We start from the raw sequence: 11,386 nt of genomic DNA, 5'->3' as shown, positions 1-11,386 counted from the left end.
TTACGTGTAGTCAATAGCTATGTATCGTTAAGTGAGTTGCATTTTTGTGTTTATTGTTTTTTTTTTTAGATGTGTATAAGAGACAGCCTATCAGGACCGCGGCCTGCTCGAGCCGCCGGAAAAGCGCGGCCGGGTCGGCGTGTATGACGATACGCATGTCTCGCGTCTGAAGCTGATCAACCATCTGCTCACGCGCGGCTACACGCTCGCGAACATCCAGGATCTGATCATGGCCGTCGACGAAGGCCACGATCTGCGTTCGATCCTCGGCCTCGAAACCGCGATCGGCAGCCGCTGGTCGCGCGAACGGCCGAAAAAATACTCGCTGCTCGAACTGCTGCAAATGTTCGGCGACAAAGCCTCGCCGAGCGCCCTCGGCAAAGCGGTCGATCTGGGCTTGCTGGAGCGCGACGGCCTCTCCTTCGTGTCCGGCAGCCCGACGGCGCTGGCCGCCGGCGCGACCATGGCCAAGGAAGGCATTCCGCTCGCCGACCTGCTCGACGCCGTGGGTATCGCCAGACCGCATTTCAATGCGGTCGCCAAGGCGCTGGTCGATCTGGTGGTCCGTCAACTTGATCGCTATGACGCCGACGCCCTGCCGCCGCCCGCCGATGTGCCCGCCCTGGTCGACGCGATCTGGCGTGTGCGACCGCTGGCCATGGTGCTGGTGGAAAGCGAAATGAACCGCGCACTGGAAGAAGCCTCCGGCGATTATCTCGGCGACCGTGTCGCGGCGATCATGGAAAAGAAGCTGGGACACGCGCCCGAAGGCACAGCGGCAAAGAAAGATAAATCCAGGAAATAGCGTTACACGCGGCCATTTGCTCCCGCTAGCGGTGCTGCTCACGTGCGCGGCAAGCGCGTTCCCATTCCGCGCGCAAGCAGGCGCTTTCGTGCCCCGGCCGTTCGCGCGCGTCATATTCAAATCTGCATTGCTTCGTTTGATCGGCGGGACGTCCATGCGACGATCTTCGACTAATCGAACGCAATGGAGATTCGCAGCATGTCCCGTCATACCCGTATTTCGCTACACGTCGCCGCCGCGTTGCTGGCGGCGCTCACCACATTCAGCGCGACCGCGCAGAGCAGCAGCAATGGCAACGGCAGCGAGCCGGCCAACGTGCTGCGCATCGGCTATCAAAAGTCGGGCTTGCTCGCGATCCTCAAGGCGCAAGGCTCACTCGACGAAAAGCTCAAGCCGCTCGGCTACAGCATCAAATGGTTCGAATTTCCGGCCGGCCCGCAACTGCTCGAAGCGCTGAACGCTAACAGCGTCGACTTCGGCTACACCGGCGCGCCGCCACCCGTGTTCGCACAGGCCGGTGGCGTGCGCTTCGTGTATGTCGGCGCGGAGCCGTCAGGGCGTCATGCCGAAGCGATTCTGGTCCGAAGCGATTCCGCGCTGCATAGCGTGGCGGAATTGAAGGGCAAGCGCGTCGCGCTGCAGAAGGGTTCGAGCGCGAACTATCTGCTGCTCGAAGCGCTGAAAAAAGCCGGCCTGCGTTACGAAGACGTTCGCCCGGTCTATCTGGCACCCGCCGATGCGCGCGCCGCCTTCGAAAGCGGCACCGTCGATGCATGGGCAATCTGGGACCCTTACTACGCGTCCGCACAGCAGGCGCTGAAGGCGCGCACGCTGGTCGATTATTCGGAGCTCAACAGCCCCTATAACTTCTATGAGGCCACGCGCGACTTCGCGCAGCAGCATCCGGATGTGATCGGAGCGATTCTTGGGCAGTTGCGCACCACAGGCCTATGGGTGAATGACCATCCGGTGGAAACTGCCGCGCTGATCGCGCCGAAGGTCGGTCTCGATCAGAAGCTGGTCGAAACCTGGGTGCGCCGCTATCCGTACGGCACCACCGCCGTGACCGGCGAGATCGTGCGCTCGCAGCAGGTCGTCGCAGATGCGTTCTACGGCGCGCATCTGATTCCGCAGAAAATCACGGTGAAGGACAACGTCTGGCAGAACCGCGAGATTGCAGCCAGTCTTGCGGGGAAATAGACGTCGGCGGCTCGAATAACACAGCATGACCGGTTACTTCGCCATCCATATCAAATCCAGCCATGACACCAGGTCAGCTCGATGAATAATTTCTCAGCTCGACGCCACGTTTCACTGGCCCCCGTCATTCAATCGATGACGGGGTCATAACGACACGCTCCCCCCACGTCCTTTCGCGACGCTGCCCGCCCTTCGCATCCGGAAACTCAATCTGTCAAAAAGGTTGCACCGGTAGAACTTTCATGTTGCGAAGCGGTCCCTTCTCCGCACGCTTCAAGCGCGTCATTTTCCGGATACCTGTTCGTCGCTCGCGTTACGCGGAGGCGCGGTATTCACGCTTTTATGAACCACACGGCGAACAACTCGCCGCCGCTTAATAAATCAGGACCTTCAAGGCCATGCAGAATCTACTCGCTGGGATCCACTCCAACCGGTGGGCCTTCCTTTGGGACGCACTCACCACGATCTCGATGCACCTGTGCGCCGCCGCATTAATCTTGGTGGTGGGCTGGTGGGTCGCCCGCCGCGTCGCACGCTCGCTCAACCGGCTGCTCGCGAGCCAATCGCGCATGGACGCCACGCTGCGTCCGGTCATCTGCGACACCTGCCTGTGGAGCATTCGCGTCGTCTCGATCATCGGCGCGCTGTCGCAACTGGGTATCCAGACGGCAAGCATCGTCGCCGTGCTCGGCGCCGCCGGCCTCGCTATCGGTCTCGCGTTGCAGGGCACGATGCAAAACATCGCGGCCGGCATCATGCTGTTGCTGTTGCGGCCATTCAAGGTGGGCGATTCGATTGAGGCCGGCACGGGCAACGTCTCGGGCACCGTCGAAGAAATCAGCCTGTTCACGACGCGCCTCACAAAATCCGACGGCATTTGCGAATACGTGCCGAACAGCGCGCTTTGGAGCAATTCAATCCGCAATTACAACCGTAATCCGACTCGCCGCCTCGACCTGGAAGTGGAAATCTCGGTGCGTGACGACGTCGACCAGGCCCTGGCCGCACTGCGCAATCTCGCCATTGCCGACCCGCGCGTGCTGCCAAAGCCCGCGCCGCAGGTGATGGTGGCCCGTTTCGACGACAGCACCGTGGTCCTGAACATCCGCGTGTGGGCCACCATCGACGCGTTCTGGGACATGCGCTGGGACCTCGCTCGCCAGGTCCGTCAAACGCTCAACGACGCGCAATGCGGCTTGCCGGTTCGCACACGTGAACTGCATATCGTGCAAAACAACGACCCGGACGAGTCTGCAGCGACTCGCGCAACTGCCGCGCCGCAGACTGCGATGCAATAACGCGTCAAAGCTGCAAGCCGGGCGGGTTTCCAAAGCGAATCCGCCCGGAATTTTTCACATAACGGAACGACCCAGCCTCCTGCATCAGTCTCGAAGCCCGCTCCGGCCAGCGCCGTGCCCGCCTGGGTCTTGTGCCACAACCTTCTCCACGTCATAGAGTTCCCCGTCTAACCCGCTGCTTGCGTCATCCGTTGACAGCCTCTATTGTTACATCAACCAATGTAACAGTTAAGAGCAAACAACAAGGAGACGGATCGGATGAACGCACGCATGATGCCCCCCGACGACGCGGCGCCCAACGCATCCGCGCCCGTCGATACCGATATCGCCATCATTGGCTCCGGCTTTGCGGGTCTCGGCATGGCGATTCGCCTGCGGCAAGCCGGCATGACTGATTTCATCATCGCCGAAAAGGCCGAGTCGGTCGGCGGCACCTGGCGCGACAACCACTACCCCGGTTGTGCCTGCGACGTGCAATCTCACGTCTATTCGTTCTCCTTCGCCCCGAATCCGCGCTGGACCCGCATGTTCGCGCGTCAGCCGGAAATTCGCGCATATCTGGAAGAATGCACGCAACGCTTCGGCATCCAGCGTCATCTGCGCTTCGGCCATGAACTGGCCTCCGCGATCTACGACGAAACCCGCCACCGCTGGCAACTGACGTTCGCGAACGGCCAGCAATGGTCGGCGCGAGTGCTGATCTCGGGCATGGGCGGACTATCGCGCGCGGCCCTGCCGAACATTCCCGGCATCGAGAAATTCAAGGGTAAAGCGTTCCACTCGCAGCACTGGGACCACACCTATCCGCTCGAAGGCAAACGCGTCGCCGTGATCGGCACCGGTGCGAGCGCGATCCAGTTCGTGCCGCAGATCGCGCCGCGCGTCTCGCATCTGAACCTGTTCCAGCGCACGCCGCCGTGGATCATGCCCAAGGCCGACCGCGCGGTGAAACCGTTTGAACAGTGGTTGTTCAAGCATCTGCCGTTCACGCAGAAGATCATGCGCTCGGCGCTCTACTGCATGCTCGAATCGCGCGCCTTCGGCTTCGCGATTCATCCTTCGCTGATGAAGACCGCGCAGAAAGTCGCGGAGCGGCATCTGCGTCGCCAGGTGCCCGATCCACAATTGCGCGCCACGCTCACACCGAACTACACGATGGGCTGCAAGCGCATCCTGATCTCGAACGACTACTTCCCGGCGCTGTCTCGCCAGAACGTGTCGGTGACGACCACCGGCATCGCCCGCGTCGAAGAAGATGCGGTGATCACGTCCGACGGTGCACGTCATCCGGCCGATTGCCTGATCTTCGGCACCGGCTTTCAGGTGGCCGATCCGTTTCCGGCGGGCGTGGTGCGTGGCCGTGGCGGCGTCGATATCGTCGATACGTGGCGCGATGGCGCGCATGCGTATCTCGGTACGACACTGCCTGGTTATCCGAACTTCTTCATGATCGTCGGACCGAACACCGGCCTCGGTCACAACTCGATGGTGTTCATGATCGAGTCGCAGGTCGAGTACGTGCTGCGAGCGCTGAAGACGATGAACGCGGAACGCGCCGATGCGATCGAAGTGCGTCCGCATGTCGAGCGTGCCTATAACGAACAGATCCAGCAGAAACTCGGCCGCGCGATCTGGTCGACGGGCGGCTGCAAGAGCTGGTATCTCGATCCGAAGACCGGCAAGAACACCACGCTGTGGCCAGGATTCGCCTACAAATTCCGCCAGGCGACCAGCACCTTCAGCATGGACGATTACCTCGCGTATTCGCCCGCGGCGCAAGCGCTGAGTGGACATGGGAGTTCGCAACAACAGCCTGTGCATGCACACGGGAATGTGGCCACCAGGGCACCCACGACATCCGCGGAAGCAACCTGATAAAAGCACGACCCGAATAAACATAACGACAAGGCACCGTTCAGAGAGGACAGGAGATAAGCCAATGAAGAACTTCACCGACAGAGTAGCCGCGATCACCGGCGCAGGCTCGGGCATGGGCCGTTCGCTCGCGATCCGGCTGGCGCGCGAAGGCTGCCACCTCGCGCTCGCCGATCGCAATGCCGCGAGCCTCGCCGAAACCGCGCAACTCGCTCAGGCTGCCGCGCCGCATATCGTCGGTTCGCCGCTGCGCATCACCACGCGTGTGCTCGACGTGTCGGACCGCGCCGCGATGTTCGAATGGGCCGCCGAAACGGCCGCGCAGCATCAGTGCGTGAACCTCGTGTTCAACAACGCGGGCGTGGCATTGTCGAGCACCATCGAAGGCATGGAGTACGCCGACCTGGAGTGGATCGTCGGCATCAATTTCTGGGGCGTGGTGCACGGCACGAAGGCGTTTCTGCCGTATATCAAGGCATCCGGTGCGGGACACATCGTCAATACATCGAGTGTGTTTGGCCTCTTCTCGCAGCCCGGCATGAGCGGCTACAACGCGACCAAGTTCGCCGTGCGCGGCTTTACCGAAGCATTGCGCCAGGAACTCGATCTGATGAAGTGCGGTGTGTCGGCCACCTGCGTGCATCCGGGCGGCATTCGCACGAGCATCGCGCAGTCGAGCCGGATCTCGTCGAACATGGTCGGCTTCATGCTGGAAAACGAACAGCAAGGCAAGGACGACTTCGAGAAGTTTTTCATCACCACCGCCGACGAAGCCGCACGCGTAATTCTCGACGGCGTGCGCAAGAACAAGCGGCGCGTGCTGATCGGCCGCGATGCACGCGCCGCCGACTGGCTGGCGCGTACGTTGCCGGCAGCCTATCAGGCGCTGGTCGTGATGCAGACGCGCCGCATGAAACGCATTGCGGAAAAGCGCGCACGCCGCGCCGCGCAAGTGGACGGCCGGCGCGCGTGATGCGCCGCCCGCCACACGACGAGCACGATCAACAGGACATAAAGGATTACAAGGAGAATGGCCATGATGCCGGTTCGCCGCGACCTCCGCTTCAACTTGCCGCCCGAACGTGCCTCCGATTGGCACGTGCAGGGCTCGCATGTGACACACTTCTTCAACGCGCTTTCGCTGCTATTCCCTGCCGGCGAACGTTTCTTCATGGACAGCGTGCGCAACTACCGCTACCAGATCGACGACCCCGTGCTGAAGAAGCAGGTACTCGGCTTTATCGGCCAGGAAGCAATGCATACGCGCGAGCACATCGAATACAACGATCTGTTGCAGGAAGCCGGTCTACCCGCGCATAAGCTCGACAAGCGGCTGTGGGCGATTCTCAACTTTGGCCGCAAGATCCTGCCACATTCGTATCAACTCGCGGTCACGGTCTGCCTCGAGCATTACACGGCGATGCTGGCGGGCCTGCTGCTGGAGGACGCATCGCGTATCGGTGGTTCGGTCGAAGGCTATACGCAGATGTGGACGTGGCATGCGCTCGAAGAAACCGAACACAAATCGGTTTCGTACGACGTGTGGAATGCGGTACTGAAGCCCGGCCTCGGACGCTATCTGCTGCGCACCGGCACGATGCTCGCCACTACGCTGACCTTCTGGCTGATCGTGTTCGACTTCCACGTGCGCCTGCTAATCGCCGATCGCAAACGCGGCGGCCATATCCGCGGCATGTGGCGCGTCGTGAAGTATCTGTACGGCCCGCGTCATGGCGTGTTTCCGCGTATTGCCGGTGAATGGCTGAGCTTTTTCCGGCCGGGCTTCCATCCGTGGGATCACGACAATCGCGCGCAACTGTCGCGCATCGACGGGCTCATCGCCGCGGTCGACGCCACCAACGCGACCACGCCAAGCGCACGCAAGGCCGCGCGACGCGGCGTGCAGGCGGCCGCGTGATACGCGACTCGCTGTCGGTCGAGGCCGGCGACGTGCGGCTCGCGGTCTATGTGAGTGGGCCGCGCGACGCGCCGTCGATCGTGCTGGTGCACGGTTATCCGGATTCGGCGGCGGTGTGGGAACCGGTGCGCGCGCAACTCGACGCGCGCTACCGCGTCATCAGCTATGACGTGCGCGGCGCCGGGGCATCCGACGCACCCGAGTCGCGCGCGGCTTACCGGCTCGAACGACTGGCCGCCGATCTCGCGGCCGTCGCAGATGCAACGTGCGGCGCGCGGCCGTTTCACCTGGTCGGCCACGACTGGGGTTCGATTCAAAGCTGGGAAGCGGTCACTGACCCGGCGTTCAAAGGCCGCATTGCGTCGTACACGTCAATCTCGGGGCCGTGCCTCGATCATGCGTCTTTCGGCTTACGCGGCGCCGGCGCCGATCGTGCGGAACAGTCCGATGCACATCACGCAGCAAAGCGCCCGTTCGGCAGCGGCCTTCGGCAAACACTCAGATCCTGGTACATCTTCTTCTTTCACGTGCCGTTGCTGCCGGAGTTGGTATGGCGCGCCGGCGGCGCACGCATGTGGCCGTTATGGCTGCGCCTGACCGAACGGGTGCGCCTTGAACGCGATCCTGCGCAGATGCGCAATGCGATCAACGGCCTGAATCTTTATCGCGCCAATTTCATCGACAAATTGCTGCGCCCGCGTGCGCGCCATGCGCATGCGCCGGTGCAATTCATCGTGCCGCTGCGCGATCGCTACGTCGGGCCCGAACTCTCAATTGGACTCGAAGGCTGGCTCGGCCCGTATAGCCGCACTGAAATCGATGCCGGCCATTGGGTCGTATTGCGCGAACCCGAGCGTATCGCGGCAGGCATCGAGCGCTTTGTCGAGCAGCACCGGTTGCAGCAGCCAGCAGACAACGGCGGCCCCGGCACCTCGACGGTCAACGCTCGCGCGGCAGACGCGTGAACAGCGTCGGATAGTCGATCACGAGGCCGTCTTCATCCACCGTCAGGTCGGCGGTGAAATTGCGGAAGATGCCCTCATAGCGATACACGCGATTCAACTCGATGCATGAATACGCCTGCTCGGCACGCGTGACCTGTAAATCCGGCGTCGAAATATAGGCCACGGAAATCGGCTGACGCTCGCCTTCGGCCAGTTGCAACCGGCGGATCGGCAACGTGTTCGTATAGGGCGTGGCGGCGATATCGATATCGATGCACCCTTCAATCGCGCTCAGTACGAGGCCATGACCATCGTGCCAATGGCCGGCTCCGTCGCCGTGCAATTCCAGCTCAGCGCCGCCGACGATTTTCAGCCACGCATATGTGGTGCGCCATTGCGCATCGCAGCGCACCTTATAGTGCAAGCCATATTCCTTGCCGTAGCGCTGCCCGACCAGGACGCTTTCCACTGCAAAGCCGTCCGTGCGCGCGTCGAACGCCAGATGTTCGAAGCCGTCGCCCTCTTCCGATGCCCACCTTAGTTCACGCATCAGCCTGTCTCCTTGTGGAACGGCGCGGCAAACGCGCCGGGTTTCTATCGTAGCGCGAAAGTTTTCGGTTCGCCGACGCATCGTTTTTCGGCTTTCGGCTCTCTGGCGCGCAAGTGTCGCAAATAGCCACTATCAACGGCGGCGATGCCCGGCGCGACGCCAGTAGCCTATGCTCGCGGTTCATTCTCAACCTGACCCGCTGCGCGCGCCTTACCTGCCCGCAGCACAGTCGCGCCGCATCGAATTCGCCACCCTCAAACCATGCACGCCGCCGCAACCGAAGCACAATCCGCCGCCTTGCGCACCTTGCTGCGCAGTTTCGGCCAGATCGTGCTGCAACCGAACGCCTTCACCGGCGCGTGCCTGCTCGGCGCGTGGCTGCTATGCGATCCGCGCCTCGCCTGCGCGGCGCTGATCGGCGCGATTGCGGCCAACGTGAGCGCAGTACTGGCCGGCTATCGCGAGCACGACACTCGCGCGGGCCTGCACGGCTTCAATGGCGCGCTGGCCGGTCTCGCCGCGTTCAGCTTCATCGCCGAAAACGCGACGGCCGCCGCCGTGGACATTCTGGCCGCGACGGGCACGGCATGGCTGCTGGAACCGTGGTCGCGTTGGTTGCGCGCGCGTGGTCTCGGCTATTTCTCCAGCCCCTGTTTGATCGTCACGTGGCTTTGGCTGCCGCTGGTGACTCGCGTCGCCCAGCAAACAAGCCTCGCCACTGGGCCCACGCTCAGCGCGGTGCAATTGGGCAGCGGCTTATTCGCCGGATTCGCGCAAACCGGCTTTGCGTCCGGCGCGTTGCCAGGTTTTCTTGTATTGATCGGCATTGCGGCTGCGTCAAGACGGCACGCGCTGTGGGCGCTGGTCGGCGCGGGCGTCGCGAGCGTCATGCACCTGCTGCTCGGCGCGAGTGCAAGCTCGTTCGACGCAGGCCTGTTAGGATTCAACGGCGCGCTGACCGCGATCGCGCTGGCCGATTGCGGCATTGCGATGACGCTTGGCGGTGTTGTGCTTTCGGTCGTGCTGCAGATGGCGGCCGCTTACTATGCGTTGCCGGCCTTGACCGCGCCGTTCGTACTCGCGACGTGGAGCATGCAGTGGCTCACTGGCCGTTTTACGCGCGGTACGGCCATGGCCGAAGCGGCGAAGCGTGTCGAAGCCGGAAGGCGTGTCACCTCGTCGATGTCGGTCGGGCGCCCGGGTTAGCGCAGCGGGTTTGGGTTGCAGGTTTGGGGCACGGGCTTAAGCCGCAGGTTTGAGTGCAGATCCTCGCCGCGGGTTTAGCCCATGGACCCAAGTCGCAACCACAGCCCATCAAGCAATCTCAGGAGACAGACATGTCGTTCACCCACACACCCACTGGCCGCGTCACCGAGGCGGGGCAAAGATCCGAAGCGGAACAGCAAACCCGTGTCGACCTGGCCGCCGCCTATCGCCTCGCGGCGCTCAACGGCTGGGACGATCTGGTCTACACGCATATCTCGGCCAGCGTTCCCGGCGAGCCCGGCCACTTCCTGATCAACCCGTTCGGCCTCGCATTCGACGAAGTGTGCGCATCGAACCTGGTGAAGATCGATATCAAAGGCAACATCGTCGGCGCGAGCGAGCATCCGGTCAACGCCACGGGCTTCGCGCTGCACGCCGCCGTGCACGCGGCACGTGCCGATGCTTTTTGCGTGATGCATTTGCACAATACGGCAGGCGTGGCGGTTTCCGCACAACCGGCCGGCTTGCTGCCGGCGTCGCAACATGCGCTGCGTTTTTACGGCCACCTCGCGTATCACGATTACGAAGGTCTCGCCTTTACGCCGACCGAAGGCGAACGCCTCGTCGCACATCTCGCCGACAAACCAGCCATGCTGTTGCGCAATCACGGCACGTTGACCGCCGGCCGCACCGTCGCCGAAGCCTATGTACTGATGGCGACGCTGATCAAGGCCTGTGAAATCCAGTTGCAGGCGCAAGCATGCGGCAGCGAGCTTGTCGTGCCGGGCGATGCCGTAGCCGCACGCACTGCCGACCAACTGTACGACGGCGGTGCGATCGAAGGTGCGCTGGAATGGCCTGCGTTGCTACGCAAGCTAGACCGGATCGATCGCACGTACCGCGATTAAACTCACTTCTCAACATCACTTATCACGGAGCCACGCAATGCCCACGTTTCATATCGAACTCTTCGAAGGCCGCTCGGTGGAACAGAAACGCCAGTTCGTCGAAGCCATTACCAAAGCGACCTGCGAATCGCTCGGCGTCGAACCGAACTCGGTGGACATCATCCTCACCGACGTAAAGCGCGAAAACTGGGCAACGGGTGGACGTTTGTGGTCCGACGCGGACGCGTGATTGTCCGTATTGGCCATCTGGCGTCTTAATTCTGTCCGATTGTCACAACAGATTCGCGCCCCCTGAGCTGAAAAAGCCGGCACTGGGTCAATCGGTGGGCGGTAACGCGAGACGGGGCGCGTCAAGACTGAACCGAAGTCCGTGCGCCGCAGAAAATGCTGCGCGCGTTGCGCGCGCCGCAGGAACTTCTGAGCGACGCGTATCTGAAACGCGTCGCCGTGGCGGCGTCGACAGACGCCGCCACGCCACCTGGCAATTAGAACCGGTGGATGATGCCCACGCCTGCAGCAAACTGGCTGCGTGACGAGGACGGCGCGCTGTTCTGGCCGTCGCCGATATCGGCCGTTGCGTTGATGATGCTCTTGCCGTTCGTTCCGATCGTCTGGCCACCCGCACGCTGATAGGCTTCCAGCGCATACAGCCCCGTACGCTTGGAGAGGCTGTAGTACTGCG

General features: G+C 62.4%; 10 protein-coding genes and 2 pseudogenes. 10 read left to right on the top strand and 2 right to left on the bottom strand.

Translation table 11 applies throughout. The features are described 5' to 3' along the window. Window positions 1-85: 85 nt before the first annotated feature. From FSO04_RS43595 to FSO04_RS43565, 7 genes and pseudogenes are all read left to right on the top strand, one after another. Window positions 86-805 (top strand): annotated as a pseudogene (locus FSO04_RS43595) (MerR family transcriptional regulator); the annotation flags it as partial. A 198-nt stretch (window positions 806-1,003) separates the two neighbouring features. Next, window positions 1,004-2,005 (top strand): sulfonate ABC transporter substrate-binding protein, encoded by a 1,002-nt coding sequence (locus FSO04_RS43590; RefSeq protein ID WP_154567529.1) that lies wholly within the window; start codon window positions 1,004-1,006, stop codon window positions 2,003-2,005. A gap of 398 nt (window positions 2,006-2,403) precedes the next feature. Beyond that, window positions 2,404-3,303 carry a mechanosensitive ion channel family protein gene (locus FSO04_RS43585; protein WP_154567528.1) on the top strand — a complete coding sequence of 300 codons (900 nt, stop codon included), beginning with the start codon at window positions 2,404-2,406 and terminating at the stop codon, window positions 3,301-3,303. A 258-nt stretch (window positions 3,304-3,561) separates the two neighbouring features. Further along, complete coding sequence (locus tag FSO04_RS43580) at window positions 3,562-5,178, top strand: flavin-containing monooxygenase (RefSeq protein ID WP_154567527.1); 1,617 nt, start codon at window positions 3,562-3,564, stop codon at window positions 5,176-5,178. Window positions 5,179-5,242: 64 nt separating this feature from the next. Then, a complete protein-coding gene (locus FSO04_RS43575; RefSeq protein WP_154567526.1) occupies window positions 5,243-6,151 on the top strand; it encodes an SDR family NAD(P)-dependent oxidoreductase in 909 nt (302 codons plus the stop codon). A 63-nt stretch (window positions 6,152-6,214) separates the two neighbouring features. Further along, on the top strand, window positions 6,215-7,096 hold the full coding sequence (locus FSO04_RS43570) for a metal-dependent hydrolase (RefSeq protein WP_154567525.1): 882 nt from the start codon (window positions 6,215-6,217) through the stop codon (window positions 7,094-7,096). Continuing rightward, window positions 7,093-8,061: an alpha/beta fold hydrolase gene (locus FSO04_RS43565; RefSeq protein WP_168436024.1), complete on the top strand. Its 969-nt coding sequence runs from the start codon at window positions 7,093-7,095 to the stop codon at window positions 8,059-8,061. The genes FSO04_RS43570 and FSO04_RS43565 overlap by 4 nt, the downstream gene beginning before the upstream one ends. Here the strand turns inward: FSO04_RS43565 and FSO04_RS43560 are convergent. Then, window positions 8,036-8,590 (bottom strand): putative glycolipid-binding domain-containing protein, encoded by a 555-nt coding sequence (locus FSO04_RS43560; RefSeq protein WP_154567524.1) that lies wholly within the window; start codon window positions 8,588-8,590, stop codon window positions 8,036-8,038. The genes FSO04_RS43565 and FSO04_RS43560 overlap by 26 nt on opposite strands. Window positions 8,591-8,851: 261 nt before the next feature. On the opposite strand from FSO04_RS43560, the gene FSO04_RS43555 reads away from it, so the two are divergent. The 3 genes from FSO04_RS43555 to FSO04_RS43545 all read left to right on the top strand — a co-directional run bounded on the left by FSO04_RS43555 (window position 8,852) and on the right by FSO04_RS43545 (window position 10,933). Continuing rightward, window positions 8,852-9,796 carry an urea transporter gene (locus FSO04_RS43555; RefSeq protein ID WP_154567523.1) on the top strand — a complete coding sequence of 315 codons (945 nt, stop codon included), beginning with the start codon at window positions 8,852-8,854 and terminating at the stop codon, window positions 9,794-9,796. 131 nt (window positions 9,797-9,927) lie between these two features. Further along, complete coding sequence (locus FSO04_RS43550; protein WP_154567522.1) at window positions 9,928-10,704, top strand: class II aldolase/adducin family protein; 777 nt, start codon at window positions 9,928-9,930, stop codon at window positions 10,702-10,704. Beyond that, a complete protein-coding gene (locus tag FSO04_RS43545; RefSeq protein WP_266258845.1) occupies window positions 10,700-10,933 on the top strand; it encodes a 4-oxalocrotonate tautomerase in 234 nt (77 codons plus the stop codon). The genes FSO04_RS43550 and FSO04_RS43545 overlap by 5 nt, the downstream gene beginning before the upstream one ends. Window positions 10,934-11,189: 256 nt before the next feature. Here the strand turns inward: FSO04_RS43545 and FSO04_RS43540 are convergent. Further along, a pseudogene (locus tag FSO04_RS43540) lies at window positions 11,190-11,386 on the bottom strand (porin); the annotation flags it as partial.

The sequence above is a fragment of the Paraburkholderia madseniana genome (genome assembly GCF_009690905.1).
In the GTDB taxonomy this organism is placed as follows: domain Bacteria; phylum Pseudomonadota; class Gammaproteobacteria; order Burkholderiales; family Burkholderiaceae; genus Paraburkholderia; species Paraburkholderia madseniana.
Note: the sequence above shows the minus strand (reverse complement) of the source record. Positions and strands in the feature narration are given on the sequence as shown.